The sequence below is a fragment of the Dactylosporangium sp. NPDC051087 genome, from assembly GCF_055586325.1.
The window spans coordinates 32,221-48,090 of the sequence record NZ_JBVJIJ010000033.1 but is presented as its reverse complement, the minus strand read 5'-3'; the positions used below and the strand labels follow the sequence as shown (position 1 = coordinate 48,090).

The 15,870-nt window shown below is 73.2% G+C and carries 13 protein-coding genes and 1 pseudogene; 5 read left to right on the top strand and 9 right to left on the bottom strand.

Annotated elements, in window-relative coordinates:
- Positions 1 to 105: 105 nt before the first annotated feature.
- The 7 genes and pseudogenes from ACZ6TV_RS44875 to ACZ6TV_RS44845 all read right to left on the bottom strand — a co-directional run bounded on the left by ACZ6TV_RS44875 (position 106) and on the right by ACZ6TV_RS44845 (position 8,991).
- A complete protein-coding gene (locus ACZ6TV_RS44875; RefSeq protein WP_465305851.1) occupies positions 106 to 1,938 on the bottom strand; it encodes a glycoside hydrolase family 15 protein in 1,833 nt (610 codons plus the stop codon).
- Between the two features lie 90 nt (positions 1,939 to 2,028).
- A complete protein-coding gene (locus tag ACZ6TV_RS44870) occupies positions 2,029 to 2,655 on the bottom strand; it encodes a dienelactone hydrolase family protein (RefSeq protein ID WP_465305971.1) in 627 nt (208 codons plus the stop codon).
- A 93-nt stretch (positions 2,656 to 2,748) separates the two neighbouring features.
- Positions 2,749 to 3,393: pseudogene (locus ACZ6TV_RS44865) on the bottom strand (phosphoribosyltransferase); the annotation flags it as partial.
- Between the two features lie 310 nt (positions 3,394 to 3,703).
- Complete coding sequence (locus ACZ6TV_RS44860; RefSeq protein ID WP_465305849.1) at positions 3,704 to 5,284, bottom strand: hypothetical protein; 1,581 nt, start codon at positions 5,282 to 5,284, stop codon at positions 3,704 to 3,706.
- Between the two features lie 11 nt (positions 5,285 to 5,295).
- Complete coding sequence (locus tag ACZ6TV_RS44855; RefSeq protein WP_465305847.1) at positions 5,296 to 6,558, bottom strand: glycosyltransferase family 2 protein; 1,263 nt, start codon at positions 6,556 to 6,558, stop codon at positions 5,296 to 5,298.
- The gene (locus tag ACZ6TV_RS44850; protein ID WP_465305845.1) at positions 6,548 to 7,420 is read right to left on the bottom strand and encodes an NAD-dependent epimerase/dehydratase family protein; all 873 of its coding nucleotides are present in this window, start codon (positions 7,418 to 7,420) and stop codon (positions 6,548 to 6,550) included. Before ACZ6TV_RS44850 ends, ACZ6TV_RS44855 begins: the two co-directional genes overlap by 11 nt.
- Positions 7,417 to 8,991 (bottom strand): GMC oxidoreductase, encoded by a 1,575-nt coding sequence (locus ACZ6TV_RS44845; protein ID WP_465305843.1) that lies wholly within the window; start codon positions 8,989 to 8,991, stop codon positions 7,417 to 7,419. The genes ACZ6TV_RS44850 and ACZ6TV_RS44845 overlap by 4 nt, the downstream gene beginning before the upstream one ends.
- A 444-nt stretch (positions 8,992 to 9,435) precedes the next feature.
- Between ACZ6TV_RS44845 and ACZ6TV_RS44840 the strand changes: the two genes are divergently transcribed.
- The gene (locus ACZ6TV_RS44840) at positions 9,436 to 10,233 is read left to right on the top strand and encodes a hypothetical protein (RefSeq protein WP_465305841.1); all 798 of its coding nucleotides are present in this window, start codon (positions 9,436 to 9,438) and stop codon (positions 10,231 to 10,233) included.
- Positions 10,234 to 10,326: 93 nt separating this feature from the next.
- Positions 10,327 to 11,808 carry a cryptochrome/photolyase family protein gene (locus tag ACZ6TV_RS44835; RefSeq protein ID WP_465305839.1) on the top strand — a complete coding sequence of 494 codons (1,482 nt, stop codon included), beginning with the start codon at positions 10,327 to 10,329 and terminating at the stop codon, positions 11,806 to 11,808.
- A 31-nt stretch (positions 11,809 to 11,839) separates the two neighbouring features.
- Here the strand turns inward: ACZ6TV_RS44835 and ACZ6TV_RS44830 are convergent, their stop codons facing one another.
- Complete coding sequence (locus ACZ6TV_RS44830) at positions 11,840 to 12,184, bottom strand: STAS domain-containing protein (RefSeq protein WP_465305837.1); 345 nt, start codon at positions 12,182 to 12,184, stop codon at positions 11,840 to 11,842.
- Positions 12,185 to 12,305: 121 nt separating this feature from the next.
- Between ACZ6TV_RS44830 and ACZ6TV_RS44825 the strand changes: the two genes are divergently transcribed.
- Both ACZ6TV_RS44825 and ACZ6TV_RS44820 read left to right on the top strand, forming a co-directional pair.
- Positions 12,306 to 13,679 carry a ferredoxin reductase family protein gene (locus tag ACZ6TV_RS44825; RefSeq protein ID WP_465305835.1) on the top strand — a complete coding sequence of 458 codons (1,374 nt, stop codon included), beginning with the start codon at positions 12,306 to 12,308 and terminating at the stop codon, positions 13,677 to 13,679.
- Positions 13,680 to 13,690: 11 nt separating this feature from the next.
- Positions 13,691 to 14,170 (top strand): FMN-binding protein, encoded by a 480-nt coding sequence (locus ACZ6TV_RS44820; RefSeq protein ID WP_465305833.1) that lies wholly within the window; start codon positions 13,691 to 13,693, stop codon positions 14,168 to 14,170.
- A gap of 46 nt (positions 14,171 to 14,216) precedes the next feature.
- Here the strand turns inward: ACZ6TV_RS44820 and ACZ6TV_RS44815 are convergent, their stop codons facing one another.
- Positions 14,217 to 14,852 carry a response regulator gene (locus ACZ6TV_RS44815; RefSeq protein ID WP_465305831.1) on the bottom strand — a complete coding sequence of 212 codons (636 nt, stop codon included), beginning with the start codon at positions 14,850 to 14,852 and terminating at the stop codon, positions 14,217 to 14,219.
- Between the two features lie 228 nt (positions 14,853 to 15,080).
- On the opposite strand from ACZ6TV_RS44815, the gene ACZ6TV_RS44810 reads away from it, so the two are divergent.
- Positions 15,081 to 15,731 carry a hypothetical protein gene (locus ACZ6TV_RS44810; protein WP_465305829.1) on the top strand — a complete coding sequence of 217 codons (651 nt, stop codon included), beginning with the start codon at positions 15,081 to 15,083 and terminating at the stop codon, positions 15,729 to 15,731.
- Positions 15,732 to 15,870 lie beyond the last annotated feature (139 nt).

Below are 15,870 nucleotides of genomic sequence, written 5' to 3'. Positions count from 1 at the left end.
CCGCTCCTAACCGTAGCGTGCTGCGGCCGACGGTCGCTGTCAAGGGCGACGATTTCCCTTTCCGGAATCGGGATCGTGGCCGGCGGTCGCCGACCGTCGGGGATCCTATTTCCCAGCGGCGGAAACACCGTTGTCGAGCTGGCGGTCGAGGTTGATCGCGGCGTTGATCAGCGACAGATGGCTGAACGCCTGCGGGAAGTTGCCGAGTTGCTCGCCGGTGAGCCCGATCTCCTCGGCGAAGAGCCCGAGCGGGTTGGCGTAGGTCTGCATCTTGTCGAAGACGAGCCGCGCCTGGTTGAGCCGTCCGGCGCGGGCGAGCGCGTCGACGTACCAGAAGGTGCACAGGGAGAACGTGCCTTCGTGGCCGCGCAGGCCGTCGGGGGACGCGGTGGGGTCGTAGCGGTACACGAGGCTGTCCGAGACGAGGTCGCGGTCGATGGCGTCCAGCGTGGACAGCCACCTCGGGTCGTCCGGCGCGACGAACCCGAGCTGCGGCATGAGCAGCAGCGCGGCGTCGAGGACGTCGGAGCCGTAGAACTGGGTGAAGGCGGCGGTGCGCGGGTTCCAGCCCTGGCTCATGACCTGGTTGTAGATGGCGTCGCGTTCGGCCGTCCATCGGACGATGTCGGCGGGCCGGCCGCGGCGGGCGGCGATGCGGATCGCCCGGTCCAGCGCCACCCAGCACTGGAAGCGGCCGTAGGTGAAGTTCTTGCGCCCGCCGCGGGTCTCCCAGATGCCTTCGTCGGCCTGGTCCCAGTTGTCGCAGAGCCAGTCCATGATCCGGGCGACGCCCGTCCAGCCCTCGTGGCCGATCCCGTGACTCTGGGTGTCGGCGCGGTGCAGCGCGTCCAGCGCCTCGCCGTAGACGTCGAGCTGCAGCTGGTCGGCGGCGTTGTTGCCGATGCGCACCGGCCGGGAGCCGCGCCATCCCTCCAGGTGCTCGAGGGTCTCCTCGCCGAGGTCCGAGGTCCCGTCGACCCGGTACATGATCTTCAAGGGTGATCCGGTGTCCGGGCTCTCGATGGTGCGGTTGCGCAGCCACCGGCCGAACGCGGCGGCCTCCTCGGTGTAGCCCAGGCCGAGCAGCGCGTGGACCGAGAACGAGCCGTCGCGGATCCAGGTGTAGCGGTAGTCCCAGTTGCGTTCGCCGCCGGTCTGCTCGGGCAGTCCGGCGGTCGGCGCCGCGACGGGCGCCCCGGTCGGCGCGTACGTCAGCAGCTTGAGGGTGATCGCGGAGCGGGCGACCATCTCGCGCCACCGCCCGCGGTACGTGGAGGCGTTGACCCAGTCGCGCCAGTATTGAGCGGTGTCCTCGCCCAGCCGCTGCAGTTCGGCGACGGGGAGCCGGCTGGGATTGCCGCCCATGGACTCCAGGACGACGCCCGCCGTCTCGCCCTGCCGCAGGGTACGGGTGACCCGCAGGTCGTCGCCGTGGCGCTCGACGTCGCTGTCGTGCTCGGCGATGCCGACCGGGTGCACGGTCAGTTCGATGTCGTCGGAGGTGAACACGGCCCCCTCGGTGGACAGGTCGAGCTTGTGGGGCCGCCGGCCGTAGTCGAACCGGGGCCGCAGGTCGATGGCGAAGCGCATCGTGCCGCGGACCGTGCGCAGCATCCGGACCAGACGATGCCGGTCGGTGGCGACCGGGCCGGCGATCGGCATGAAGTCGACGACCTCACCGACACCCTCATCGGTCATGAAGCGGGTGATCAGCATGCCGGTGTCCGGCAGGTACAGCTGCCGGCTGACGTAGTCACCGCTCTCGGGCGCGATGCGGAAGGACCCGCCCCGCTCGGCGTCCAGCAGTGAGGCGAACACGCTCGGGGAGTCGAAGCGCGGGCAGCACCACCAGTCCACGACCCCGTCGCCGCTGACCAGTGCGGCGGTCTGCAGGTCGCCGATCAGCCCGTGGTCGCTGATGTCCGGGTAGCGTTGCATGGGCACTCCCTCGCCGTTCCGCCACGTCCCGTCAACGGTGCACCGCCGGCCACGCCGGCCCCTCATCCGCAGCGAGGGACCCCGGTCCTGTCAGGCTCTGTGCGGGCCCGCGTGGACGGTGTGGCGCAGGTGGGTGGTGAACCAGTCGCGGGCATGGTGGGCGGCCTCGGTCAGGGTGCCGGACTCTTCGAACAGGTGCGTGGCGCCCGGCACCACGACGAGCTCGTTGGGGCAGCGCAGCTCGCGCTGTGCGGCCCGGTTGAGGGCCAGCACCTGCGTGTCCATCGCGCCGACGATGAGCATCGTGGGCGCGGCGACGGCCGGCAGCCGCGGCCCGGCGAGGTCCGGGCGCCCGCCGCGGGAGACGATCGCGGCGACGCCGGCGTGCGGCTCGCTCGCCGCCCACAGCGCCGCCGCCGCGCCGGTGCTGGCGCCGAACCAGCCGATGTGCAGGTCCCGGCTCCACGGCTGGTCGTGTGCCCAGGCGGTGGCGCCGGCGAGCCGCTCGGCGATCAGTTCGATGTCGAACACGTTGGCCCTGCTCGCCGCCTCGTCCGGGGTGAGCAGGTCGAAGAGCAGGGTGCCGAGGCCGGCCTGGTTGAGGATGAGCGCCACGTACTGGTTGCGCGGGCTGCGGCGGCTGCTGCCGCTGCCGTGCGCGAACAGCACCAGCCCGGTCGCGTCCGGCGGCACGCTCAGGCGTCCGGTGGACGTCATGTTCCCGGCGCGGATCACGATCTTCTCGTCGAGGGCGTGGGACCCACCGCCCGGCCGGGTGGTGGCCGGCGGCTCGGCGACGTCCGGACGGGCGGCGGCCTGGTCGAGCAGCCCGCGGACCTCGTCGTCCGAGGTGGGGGTGAAGTCGGCGTACCACTCGCCGACCGACGACAGCGATCGCGGGTCCTTCACGCAGACGACCTCGTCGGCCGCACCCTCCAGCGGCTCGATGAGGCCGGCCGGCACGACGGGGACGGCGAGGACGGTGCGGGCCGCGCCACGGGCACGGGCCACCTGGCACGCGGCCCTGGCGGTGGAGCCGGTGGCGATGCCGTCGTCGACGATGACCGCGGTGCGCCCGTCGAGCTGCTGCGCCGGGCGTTCGCCGCGCAGCAGCCGGGCACGGCCGGCCAGCGCCGTCCGCTCGACGCCTTCGACCGCCGCCAGGTCGTCGGGGGAGACGCCGACGTGGCGGATCACGCGCTGGTTGAGGATACGGACGCCGTCCTCGCCGATCGCGCCCATCCCGAGCTCAGGTTGCGCCGGCGCGCCGAGCTTGCGCACGACGATCACGTCGAGCGGGGCCCGGAGCGCCTCGGCCACCTGATAGGCCACCGGCACCCCGCCCCGCGGCAGGCCCAGCACCACGACGTTCTTCCCGCGCAGCTGGGACAGCTTGCCGGCGAGCTGCCGGCCCGCATCGGCTCGGTCGGCGAAGACGCGGTTTCGGCTGATCATCTTCCCCTCCTGGCGCAGCTCCGGCGCACCCTCCGGCACCGGGAGCCGTGCGCCGGAGGGGCCACGACGAGACCTACGAGGCGGTTTCCCTTCGCCAGCATTGCCTGGATCAGGTGGTGGGGATCGCCATCCGGCCGTCCGGTCGTTCAGCCTCTCGGCCTCTCGGCCTTCCGACCCGGTCGTCCAGCCTCTCAGCTCAACTGTCACCCAGTTGGGCTCTCCCGCACGTCTCGTAGGCCTACCACCCAACGTACGCCGGCGTGCCCTCCGCCCGGGGTGAGCGATCGGAGCATCTCGCCGCCGCGGCCCGTCACCTGCGGGGCGCGGGGATCACCCGGGCCCGCGGCGGGTCGGTGGCCGTGCCGGGTGCGGCCTCGACGTCCGCGGTGTGCGCCCGGCGCGTCGGGCGATGGTCCTTCCCCACCTGGACGGCGCCCGCGCCGGCCCGGCCGGGCCGGGGTCGTGCGGAGGGCGGGTCGACGGCCGGCACGGCGGCCGGCTGGGTGACCCGATGTGCCGCCAGCGCCGCCGCCAGGGGTGCCATCACCAGCAGCGGCACCGTGAAGCGCAGGTCGATGACCGACAGCGTGACGCCCAGCAGCAGGACGGACAGGCTCATGCCGGCCAGCAGCACGCTGTCGGCGGACTCCCGGCGGCCGGACCGCCGGCCCCGTTTGCCCTGGCCGCGCCGCCACGCCGCCGCGGCCAGGGCGAACAGGGCCAGCGCGACCAGGGCGGACGGCGGCGTCACGAAGGTCTGCCCGTAGGCCCACATCGCACTGTTCAGCGGCGTGACCGTGGGTGCGGCGTCGCCTGCGCCCGCCGGCCTGAAGCCGGTGACCATGAGCGTCGCCGTGCATTCGCTCAGCTCGTTGCCGGACCGCCCGCCGGACGGCATGGTCCACAGGTCCGTGGTGCAGCCGATCCGGACCGGCGCCTGCCAGCCGGGCTGCACGAGGTGCCACGCGTCGGTGGCGACCGCCGTGACGAGGTCGCCCGGCTGACCGCGGATCGCCTTCAGCGCGAAGCCCCGGAAGAGGTCGTCGTTCTGCGGGCCCGGGTAGCGCTGGCCGATGTGGTCGCGGTCCAGGCCCCAGAGGTACACGTCGCTGACCTCGCGCTGCCCGAGCGGCTCCGGCGGGCAGATCTCCCGCTCCCGTGCCGTGAAGTCCGTCCGGGTGCAGTCGACGAACGTCGTGGTGCGCTGCCACAGGTACCGGCCGGTGTAGCTGTTCAACGCGTAGGTGTCGTAATGCCGGTGGTACCACCCCATGTAGGCGGCGACGGGGACGGCCATCGTCACCGTGAACAACGCGACGCGCCGCCATCCGGCCCGCCGCACGACCAGGTACAGCACCACCAGCAAGGCCAGCGGCTGACCGACGGTGCGGGTGAGGCTGGCCAGCGCGAAGGCCAGGCCGCTGAGCCCGGCCAGCCACAGCGGGGGCTGCGGGGACCACATCAGCAGCATGACGCCGGCGAGCACGAGGAACGAGAACAACGTCTCGGACAGCACGTAGTGCTCGAGCTGGATCTGGCGCGCGTCGAGGAGCACCGGCGCCGCCGCGAGCGCGGACCAGGTCCGCCGCACGCCCCGCCTGGTGCACAGCGCGTAGACCGCGACCCCCATGGCGAGGCCCATGACGTGCTGGAGCACGGCGACCGAGGCGATGTGCCCGGTCAGCGCGCCGAGCACCTTGAGCATCGCCGGATATCCGAACGGCCAGATCGGGCTCGGCGTGCCGGAGCTCGCCGCGTCCAGGTATCCCCGGGTGTCGTAGAAGTAGCCGAACGCCGGGTAGTAGGCGACCATCATGCCGATCCGCAGCAGCACGCCGGCCGCGAGAAGTCCGGCGAGCAGGCGGTGCTCCCGGATCCAGGTGAGTGTCATCCGATGCCGGTTCAGGCCTGGAAGGTCCGGGGTGCCTCGGTGACCTGGCGTTGCGCCGGGATCTCCGACTCGGCCTCGGCCTCGGCCGCTGCCGGGTGTCCGGCCGCGGTGCGCCCGGTCGGCCGCAGCGACAGCAGGCTGGCGAACAGGCCGGAGAAGATCAGGATGATGCCCAACGCGATCGCCGTCGCCGACGGCAGCACCACGCGCAGGGTCTCCCGGGGGTCCAGGGCGCCGAAGCCGGCGGTGCCCCAGTCGGTGACCTCGACCACGGTGCCGACCAGGCCGGCGAGGCCGAAGAGCACGCCGCCCAGGACGCACCGTTCGAAGTTCAGCCAGCGCGTCCACCGCACGTGTTTGTCCTCGTGGGTGATGCCCTCCTGGATGCCGTACAGCCGCGCGAAGCCGCCGAACAGCACCAGCTGCGTCCCGACGAGGACGGCCAGGGAGCAGTAGACGAGGGCGCTGACGTCGAAGGAGACGCCGAAGGCGTGCCGCTCCCCGGGGAGCAGGCAGGCGGTGCCGAGCAGTCCGGCCAGCGCGATGACCAGGCCGGGGACGAGGAGCGTGCGTTTCGGGGCGAACACCAGCAGGAACCGCAGGTGCCGCCAGCCGTCGCGCCAGGTCCGCAGGTGCGGCGGTCGGCTACGGCCGTCCCGCTGCAGGGTGGTGGGGACCTCGCTGATCGAGTACTTCGCCAGCGCGGCCCGGATGACCAGCTCACTGGCGAACTCCATGCCCGCCATGCAGAGCCCCAGCTCGCGGATCCGCTCGCGGTTGAAGCCGCGCAGGCCGCAGTGGAAGTCGCCGACGCCGGGCAGCGTGAACAGCGCCCGGCCGAGCCAGGACAGCAGGGGGTTGCCGAGGTAGCGGTGCAGCGCCGGCATGGCGCCGGCGGTGATGCCGCCCTTGAAGCGGTTGCCCATGACGACGTCCCGGCCGCTGCGCAGGTGGGCGAGGAAGGGCCCGAGGTTGGCCAGGTCGTAGGAGTCGTCGGCGTCGCCCATGATGACGTACCGGCCGTTGGCGGCCTCGATGCCGTGCAGGAGCGCGCCGCCGTAGCCGCGGACCGGGGCGTGGACGACGGTCGCGCCGGCCGCGCCGGCGATGGCGGGCGAGCCGTCGGTCGAGCCGTTGTCCGAGACGATCACCTCACCGGCGACGCCGAGCGTGGCCAGTCCTTGCAGCGCCTTCCGGACGCACGTCTCGATGGTCTCCGCCTCGTTGAGGCAGGGCAGGACCACGCTCACCTCGATGGCGGCACTATTGGACATGACAGGTCTTCCCCGCTGTAGTACGGATGAATTCGCGGAACGGGACGCCGATGGAGCGGGTCGGCGAGAAGTCGGGGGACGGGTTCTGGTTGAGCACGCTCACGACGCTGTCGCTGCGGAACGGCACGCGGACGCCGAGCAGCTCGGCGGTCTTGAGCGGCAGCCAGACCGACCGCCACGGGACCGGCACCACACCGACGGTGCGGCCGTGCCGGGCCGCGAGCTCGAGCAGGATCTCCCGCAGGGTCCGGCCGCGCTCGTGCGCGGCGGTCACCGGCGCGCCCGGCACGACGAGGGCGGGCCGGACCACGAGGCGGCGGATCAGAGCGCCGACGTCGTCCTCGTGCGCCGGGTAGAGCACCTGCCGGCCGCCGCCGATCAGCGGGACGACCGGTAGCGCACGCACCATGGCGTCGAGGGCGCCCACCACGCCGCCCGGCCGGTCGCCGAAGATCAGGCCCGGCCGCACCACCAGGGCTTCCATCCGGTGCGCCGCCGCCTCGACGGCGAGCTTGGCCCGGCCGTAGTCGCTGCGGCAGCCGGGGAACGCGCTGATGGTGGAGATGAACACGATGGTCCGCACGCCCTCGGCGCGGGCCTGTTCCATCAGCCGGATCGAGCCGTCCACGTTGTGTGCCAGCAGATCGGCGCGCCGGTGCAGGGTGAAGTCCCAGGCGCAGTGCACCAGCGCGGTGACGTCGTGCCGGCGGAAGAAGCCGGTGTCCGGGCCGCTGCCGAACGTGAACCGGGCGGACGGGACCGTGCGACCCATGCGGGCGACCCGGCCGATGCCGGTCAGTGTCCGGCAGAGCCGCGAGCCGAGGTAACCCGAGGCGCCGGTGACCGCGACCGTCGCGGTCACCGCAGCGCCTCCTGATCGGCGCCGATGCGGTACGCGTTGGCCATGACCGTCAGCGTGATCGTGCTGGCGGTGATGGTGGGGAACACGCTGGAGTCGACGAGGTGCACGCGCTCGAGGCCGGCCGGTCGGCCCAGCGGGTCGGTCTCGAACTCGGCGGGCCGCCGGCGCATCGGCAGGGTGCCCCCGCAGTGGAAGCCCCGCCCCGGCTCGCCGAGCTTCATCGCCGGGCCCAGCGGCACCGCCCTGAGCAGGGACCGGTTGCGGTGCAGCTTCGCGACGAGCCGCTTGAGCACACCGCGGGTGTGCGGGCCGCGCCGTCCCCGCAGATCGAGCACGCCGTCGGGGCGCAGCGTCAGGCCGATCTCGCCGGACACGTCCGAATGGAGGTAGCCCTGGATCAGCAGCATCCGGCGCAGGAACGCCGCCGAGATCGGCCGGAACGCCGGACGCGCCGCGCGCAGGGCGGCGGAGATCGCCCGCCGGTAGAGCTCGTTGTAGGTGTAGATCTGCAGGTGCACGCTGTTGGCCGAGAGCTCCGGGTCGAACACCTCGAGGAAGGCCTGGGACAGCGTGTGCAACGGCTCGTCGAACACGCCGCGGACGCCCGAGTAGCGCAGCATGGGCAGGAGGAAGTACTGGCTGTCCCGGACGACGACCTCCCGGTCGTACGCGCAGATCGACTCGAGGTAGAGCTTGGTGGTGCTCAGCACGCCGGCGGCGACGTAGAGCCGGGAGGCGACGTGGTGCACCGCCTCGCCGGTCCGGCGGTCGCGCCCTTCGATGTGCACCTCGCCGCCGCGCTCGGTGAACCTCGTGACGACCACCCCGGGCACGTAGGTGACCTTGCGTTCCGCGACGAGCTCCTGCAGGGTGCGCGCCGGGTTGTAGATCAGCCCGTACGGGCAGCCGAACATGCACAGGCCGCACCGCTGGCACGGGCGCCCGCCGGCGTTGCGGCTGGCGACGGCGAGGCGGGCCCGGCCGAACACGAACCCCTGCCCGTGCAGCGCGTCGCGGTTGGAGCGCAGGTCCCGCAGCAGCGCCTCCGCCTGGCGGCTCACCGGCAGCGACTCGAGCTGGGGGGCGTAGGTCGGGAACCGTTCCGCGAGGTCGTCGTCGGCGCCGGACAGGCCGACGAACGACAGGACCTGCTCGTAGTACGGGCCCAGCCCGCCGGGTCCGGTCGGCCAGGACTCCAGCTCCGCGGGAAGGTAGGGCAGCACCGCCGCGCCCCACACGTTGCCGAACCCGCCCCGGCCGAATGACGGCACCACGCCGACGTCCGTGGCACGCACCGGGAGGTGCCGGTCGGCCTCCCGGTACGGGAAGTCGGAGCCGAAACTGACCTTGAGCGGGACGCCGTGCGCTCCGGCGCCCATGTTGGCCTTGACCGCCGTCACGTCGTCGGCCGCCCACTGCGCCGGGCGGAGGGCGGCCATCGCCGCGACGGTCGCCGCGCGATCCGGCTCCAGCGTCAGTCCCGCGTCCAGCACCGTCACGGGAAGGCCCTGACGGGTCAGGGCGACCGCCGCTGCCGTGCCGGCCGGACCGGATCCGATGACGTAGATCATGCCCGGACGGTCCCGGAGTGCGGCCGGGCCGTGTGGCGGCACCCCCGCGGCCTGTCGCCACGGGAGTGCCGCACCGACGGTTCCGCCCGCAGCGTCCCCAGCGGACCGTGCGTGGCACGCATGCCATCCCGGTGCCGGACAGTCCCCGGATGGGCATCTTCGATGTCACCGGCACGGCTGCCGCGCGGGCGCTGCGCACGGGCGTCGGTCATGGTTCACCTCCGCCAGCAGTTCACCACCGTCCCGGTCCGGAGGCGGGTGGCATCGACCGGTCCCACCCAGATCTCACCCTTCGCGGCCGCATGGAACGGCGAACGCGCCTCCACGGCCAGATCTAGCAATTCGCGTAGATGAGTCGTGCAACCGGTGCGGCGGACGGTGCCGTACGGCGAGAGTCGTATCCACCGGCGACGGCCGAGGGGTCGCCGACATCGACTGGGGAGCATGAGCGAGGTGAGGACGGCGGCCCGGATCGCGGCCGCGGCGGTTGCCGTCGCCGCGCTGCTCGGACCGTTGCGTGTCGTCGCCGCCCGGGGTGGCGCCGCCGGACGTGCCGCGACGCCGTCGGCGCCGGCCGGTGTCACACCGCAGGGAACGCTGGTCGACATCGCCCGGCACGCCCGGCCCGCGGCGGCCGACCGGCACCCCGGGGCGGCCGGCTGCGTGCGCCTGGTCCGCTGGGACCGGACCCCGGGCCGTCCTGCCGTCAGGACGACGTCGATCCGGCGGGCCGGCCCGGCGCCGTCGACGGCGGGCGAACCGCGCGGCCCCCTCGCCGGTCCGGTGCCGGCCGACCCGTACCGGCTCGCCGAGGCCGTCACCGCGGTCGCGTCGCCCGGCAGCGGTTCGACGGGCGTCGTCGCCGTCCTGCTCGACCTGGCCGGTGCCGGCACCCTCGACCTCGCCCGCCGCGCCGCCGTCGTCCGGGTCCTCGCCATGCTGCCCGGCATCACGCCGCTCGGGCAGCTGCGCGGCCGGGGCGGCGGGGTCGTGTCCGGGTTCCGGTTCTCCGACGGCGGCGGCGACCCGATCGACGTGTACCTCGACCCCGGCACCGCCGAGATCCTCGGCTACCGGCTGGGCAGCCCGACCCCGCAGCGATCGAGCAGCACGACGCTGATCATGCGTGGCGTGCACTGTGCCTGCCCGTCGCCGTCGGAGGCCGCCTTCGGCACGGCGCTGCGGATGCCGCTCCCGCCGTCCGCGGCATGCGTCCCGCCGCTCGGTGCCCCCGCCCTGTAGGGACGGCAGGAAACCGCGTCCGGCCCGCCCGCGGCGCCGTACACTAGGATCGACGCACAAATCGACGCAATATGGCACACCTCGGGAGGGCTCATGGCCGGTGCCATGCGCCGCCGGTGGCTGTTCGGCGACCAGCTCGGGCCGCACTTCCTCGACGACGCCCGCCAGCGGGTGCTGCTCGTCGAGGCGAGATCCGTGTTCCGCCGCCGCGCCTTCCACCGGCAGAAGGCGCACCTGGTGCTGTCCGCGCTGCGCCACCGGGCGGCCGAGCTCGCCGGGCAGGCGAGATTCGTGCAGGCCGAGACGTACGGTGAGGCGCTGCGGGCCACCCGCGACCGGCTCGACGTGTGCCACCCGACGTCCCGCCCGGCCCGCGAGCTGCTGCGCCGCCACCCGCGGATCGAGGTCCTGCCGCCGCGCGGGTTCACGACCCGGCCGGACGAGTTCGTGGCGTGGGCGGACGGGCGGCGCACGCTGCGCATGGAGGACTTCTACCGGGGCGCCAGGACCCGGCTCGGCGTGCTGATGGACGGCGACGAGCCGATCGGCGGCCGATGGAACTACGACACCGACAACCGGCAGCCGGCCCCGAAGGGACAGCTTGCGCTGCCCGTACCGGCGCCGCCGATGCCGGTCGAGGACGACATCGACGCACAGGTGCGCCGCGACCTCGACGCGTGGCAGGCCGAGGGCGTGCGGTTCGTCGGGCGCGACGGCCCGCGGCTCTTCCCGGCCACCCGCGCCGAGGCCCTGGACCGGCTGCGGCACTTCATCGAGCACCGGCTGGCGGACTTCGGCCCGCACGAGGACGCGATGCTCGCCGGCGACCCGTGGATGGCGCACAGCACCCTGTCGTCGTCGCTCAACCTCGGGCTGCTCGACCCGATGGAGGTCGTGGACGCCGCCGAGCAGGCGTACCGGTCCGGGCAGGCGCCCGCCGCCAGCGTCGAGGGCTTCACCCGGCAGGTCATCGGCTGGCGCGACTACGTCTGGCACCTGTACTGGTACCGCGACGCTGACTACCCGGCGTCGAACGCGTTGCGGGCGAGCAGGCCCCTGCCGCGCTGGTTCGCCGAGCTCGACGCCGACGCCGTCCAGGCCCGGTGCCTCGCCGACGTGCTCGCCGGGGTCCGCGACCGGGCCTGGGTCCATCACATCCCGCGGCTCATGGTGCTGGGCAACTACGCGCTGCAGCGCGGCTGGCGCCCCGCCGCGGTCGCCGACTGGTTCCACCGGTGCTTCGTCGACGGCTACGCCTGGGTGATGACCGCCAACGTGATCGGCATGAGCCAGTACGCCGACGGCGGCGCGATGACCACCAAGCCGTACGCGGCGGGCGGCGCGTACCTCGACCGGATGAGCGACTACTGCCACGACTGCCGGTACCGGCCACGGCACCGGCTCGGCCCGGACGCCTGCCCCTACACCGCCGGCTACTGGGCGCTGCTGCACCGCACCCGCGCGTCCCTGACCGGCAACCCGCGCATGGCCCAGCCGTTGCGCGGCCTGGACCGCCTGCCCGACGTGGACGCGGTCGTGGCCCAGGAGCGCGCCCGCGGCTCGCGGGCGCCCTGACGGGCCGGGCCGTGCGGCCGAGGCCCGTCGTTCAGGCGCCGGACAGGCTCGGACCGGCGGTGTCGCGCAGCTCCGCGACGATGGTGAAGATCCGGTCCAGGGCGGTCAGCCGGAAGATCCGCAGCAGCTGCTCGTGCGGCGTGACCAGGGTCAGGCGCCCGCCGCCGGGCGGCAGTCGCTTGAACACGCTGACGAACACGCCGAGTGCGGTCGAGTCCAGGACGGTCACGTCGGTCAGGTCGAGGACGAATGCGGTCGCGCCGTCATCGACGCAGGTGTCCAGCGTCCGCCGCAGCTGCGGGGCGCTGGCCACGTCGAGCTCGCCGGAGATGGTCGCCATTACTGGACCGGATCCGTGCGTGAAGGCGATGTGCATCGCGGACTCCCGACGACCGGCGGCCGAACGCCACCCGCACATCGTAAACCCCGCCGCGCTCTTAGGAGATTATTAGCGTTGTCGGGTGGTGTTCACAGGTTCGTGGCCGATGGTTGCGGATATGACGACGACCCTCACTGCGCCGACGCGTGCCGTGCGCGTCACCCCGCGCTGGTGGGTGGACGCCGGCGGGGCCGTCGCGTGGGGGAGCCTGCTCGTGGTCACGGCCCTGTGGGTCGCGGGCGGCGGGGTGCGGGCCACGGCGCAGTCGTGGCCGGACCCGCTCGGCCGGTTGACCGGGCTGCTCGCCTCGGATCTGCTGTTGCTGCAGGTGCTGCTCATGGCCCGGGTGCCGGCCGTGGAGCGGTCGTTCGGGCAGGACCGGCTGGCCCGCTGGCACCGCTGGACCGGGTTCAGCTCGTTTCACCTGATGCTCGCGCACGTCGTGCTCATCACCGTCGGCTACGCCGGCGCCGCCCGCGTGAACGTGCCGGCCGAGCTGTGGGACCTCGTCGCCGACTATCCCGGGATGCTGCTGGCCGCCGCGGGCACGCTGCTGCTCGTGCTCGTCGTGGCGACGTCGATGCGGGTGGCGCGGCGCCGGCTGCGGTACGAGTCGTGGCACCTGCTGCACCTGTACGCCTACCTCGGTGCCGGCCTCGCGCTGCCGCACCAGATCTGGACCGGCACCGACTTCGTGGGTTCGCCGTGGTCGCGGGCCTACTGGTGGACCCTGTACGCGGCGTCGGCCGGCGCCGTGGTGGTCTACCGCCTCGTCCTGCCGGCCTGGCGCAACTGGCGGCACCGGCTCGTCGTCGACCGGGTCGTCCCGGAGGGGGCCGGCCTTACCTCGGTGTACCTGCGCGGGCGGGACCTGGACCGGCTCCCGGTGCGGGCCGGGCAGTTCTTCCAGTGGCGGTTCCTGGACGGGCCGGGCTGGTCCCGCGCGCACCCGTTCTCGCTGTCGGCGACCCCGCACACCGGCGTGCTGCGCATCACCGTCAAGGACCTCGGCGACGGCAGCGCCCGCGTCGCCGGGCTGCGGCCGGGCACCCGGGCGCTCATCGAAGGGCCGTACGGCCGGCTCACCGGTGAGGGGTACACCGGCGGCCCAGTCGTCATGCTGGCCTGCGGCATCGGCGTCACCCCGCTGCTGGCCCTGCTCGGCGAGCTGCCCTACGCGCCCGGCCAGGCCACCCTCGTCTACCGCGCCCGCAACGAGGCGGAGGTCGCCTTCCGCGCCGAGCTCGACTGGCTGGCCCGGCACCGCGGGGTCCGGATCGTGTACCTCCTCGGCCCCCGCGCCGAGCGCCGGTCCTGGCTGCCGGCCGCGATCGCCGGGGCCGGTGACGTCGCGGCGCTGCGGCACCACGCGCCACGGATCGCCGGTGCGCACGTGTACGTGTGCGGCCCCGACGCCTGGACCGACGCGGCCCGCGACGCGGCTCGGTCCGCCGGTGCCGGCCTCATCCACACCGAACAGTTCGCCTGGTAGGGAGCTCTCCGTTGCGTCGCATCACCCTCTGGCTGCTGTCCACGGTCGCCGCCGTCGTGCTCCTGTTCAGCTACCGCACGAGCCTCGGCGCCGCCGGTGGTACGCAGTCCACGGCCGCCGGACCGGCCGCCGGACCGGCCGCCGGACCGGCAACCGGCACGGCGGGCGGCAGCGGTGCCGATGCCGGCGACGGCGGCACGGTCGCGGCCGCCGGGACGACCTATCGGGGCTCGGTGGCCCCGACCCGGTGGGGCGACGTGCAGGTGAGCATCACCGTCGCCGACGGGAGGATCACCGCAGTGTCGGTGCCCGTGTACCCGAACAGCAACGGCAAGGACCGGCAGATCAACGCCCGCGCCCTGCCGGTCCTGGTCCAGGAGACCATCGCCGCCCAGAGCGCCGACATCGACACCGTCTCCGGCGCCACCGTCACCAGCGAGGGTTACAAGACGTCGCTGCAGGCCGCCCTCGACGCCGCGCACCTGTCGTGAGCACCGCTCATGAGCGGTGCGGCCCACCGGGCGTGGCGGGCCGGCGTCAGGGCTTGCCGAGCAGGCGCGAGGCGAGGACGGCCGCCTGGGTGCGCCGCTCCAGCCCGAGCTTCGACAGCAGGCTGGAGACGTAGTTCTTCACGGTCTTCTCCGCGAGGAACATCCGCTCGGCGATCTCCCGGTTCGTCAGGCCTTCCGCCACGTGCGTCAGGATCTTGCGCTCCTGCTCGGTGAGGCCCTTGAGCTCGTCCGGCTGCGCGGGGCCGTTGCGGATGCGCTCCAGCACCCGTGCGGTGACGGCCGGGTCCAGCAGCGACTGGCCGGCGGCGACCCGGCGGATGCCGTCGATGAGGTCGGTGCCGTGGATCTGCTTCAGCACGTACCCGGACGCGCCGGCCATGATCGCGGCGAAGAGCGCTTCGTCGTCGTCGTACGAGGTCAGGATGAGTGCCTTGATCGACGGGTCGACGGAGCGGACGTCGCGGCACACGTCGATGCCGCTGCCGTCGGGCAGGCGCCCGTCGAGCACGGCGACGTCGGGACGCAGCGCCGGGATGCGGTGCGTGGCGTCGACGGCGGACCCGGACTCGCCGACCACCTCGATGTCCCCCTCGCGCTCCAGCATCTCCCGGAGGCCGAACCGGACGACTTCGTGGTCGTCGAGCAGATAAACCCGAATCATGGGCTCATTGTCACCCGGACGCGGCCCGCGCCGGCAGGCCGAAAGTCCCGTGCCGACCGGCCGTCCGGCACTGAAGCGCCCTCACGGGCCGGTGCCGCCGGAAGTCCCGTGGCGCGGCGGGACGTAGGTCCCGTCGACGCGGGTGATTGTCCTCTGTGGCCGATCGGTGCGGTGCCAGAGGCTGATGCCGTCACATCGACGCACCGACCAAGCCCTGGAGGGCACGCCATGAAGCGCAAGACGCTCGACTTCCTCGTCGGCCTGGGCCTCGTCGTCCTGGCCGGGCTGCTGCTGGTCGCGGGCTTCGTGCTGACCAGCAACGCGAACTTCGCCAACGACTACGTCAAGGACCAGCTCGGTCAGCAGCAGATCACGTTCAAACCGGCGGCGACCCTGACGGCGGAGGAGAAGGAGTCCGCCTGCCTGGTCGAGTACGCCGGTCAGCGGCTGACCACGGGCAAGCAGGCGGAGTGCTACGCGAACGAGTTCATCGGCCTGCACCTCAAGTCGATCGCGGGGGGCAAGACGTACGCCCAGATCGGTGACGTCCAGACCGACCTGCGGGCGCAGATCGCCGCGCTGCCGAAGGACGACCCGGCCGCCGCGGACCTGCAGAAGCAGCTGACCGACGTCACCGCGGCCCGCGAGACCGTGTTCAAGGGCGAGACGCTGCGCGGGCTGCTGCTGACCTCGTACGGCTTCAGCGAGTTCGGGGTGAAGGCCGGCCAGGCCGCGCTCGTCGCCTACTTCGCCGCCGGACTGCTGCTCCTGCTCGGCGCCGCCGGTCTCGTCCACGCCGCCGCCACCCCCGCGAGCAAGGGCTTCGCGGTCCCCGAGCCGGACGGGAAGACCCGCGACGACGGCCTGGTGTCGGCCTGACACCCACCACATCCGTTCCGCCACGACCCGGGCCTCCCAGTGGGCGCCCGGGTCGTGGCCGGTCACCCGGACCATCATCACTACGGACGGTGTGACCTCGGCGCCCGTCGGTTGAGATCGTGAGACGTCCAGGCCCACC

Excerpts from the sequence above, each read along its gene's own strand:
- ACZ6TV_RS44875 (WP_465305851.1), bottom strand. The coding sequence starts at position 1,938 with ATGCAACGCTACCCGGACATCAGCGACCACGGGCTGATCGGCGACCTG.
- ACZ6TV_RS44870 (WP_465305971.1), bottom strand. The coding sequence starts at position 2,655 with ATGACGTCCACCGGACGCCTGAGCGTGCCGCCGGACGCGACCGGGCTG.
- ACZ6TV_RS44860 (WP_465305849.1), bottom strand. The coding sequence starts at position 5,284 with ATGACACTCACCTGGATCCGGGAGCACCGCCTGCTCGCCGGACTTCTC.
- ACZ6TV_RS44855 (WP_465305847.1), bottom strand. The coding sequence starts at position 6,558 with ATGTCCAATAGTGCCGCCATCGAGGTGAGCGTGGTCCTGCCCTGCCTC.
- ACZ6TV_RS44845 (WP_465305843.1), bottom strand. The coding sequence starts at position 8,991 with ATGATCTACGTCATCGGATCCGGTCCGGCCGGCACGGCAGCGGCGGTC.
- ACZ6TV_RS44840 (WP_465305841.1), top strand. The coding sequence starts at position 9,436 with ATGAGCGAGGTGAGGACGGCGGCCCGGATCGCGGCCGCGGCGGTTGCC.
- ACZ6TV_RS44835 (WP_465305839.1), top strand. The coding sequence starts at position 10,327 with ATGGCCGGTGCCATGCGCCGCCGGTGGCTGTTCGGCGACCAGCTCGGG.
- ACZ6TV_RS44830 (WP_465305837.1), bottom strand. The coding sequence starts at position 12,184 with ATGCACATCGCCTTCACGCACGGATCCGGTCCAGTAATGGCGACCATC.
- ACZ6TV_RS44825 (WP_465305835.1), top strand. The coding sequence starts at position 12,306 with ATGACGACGACCCTCACTGCGCCGACGCGTGCCGTGCGCGTCACCCCG.
- ACZ6TV_RS44815 (WP_465305831.1), bottom strand. The coding sequence starts at position 14,852 with ATGATTCGGGTTTATCTGCTCGACGACCACGAAGTCGTCCGGTTCGGC.
- ACZ6TV_RS44810 (WP_465305829.1), top strand. The coding sequence starts at position 15,081 with ATGAAGCGCAAGACGCTCGACTTCCTCGTCGGCCTGGGCCTCGTCGTC.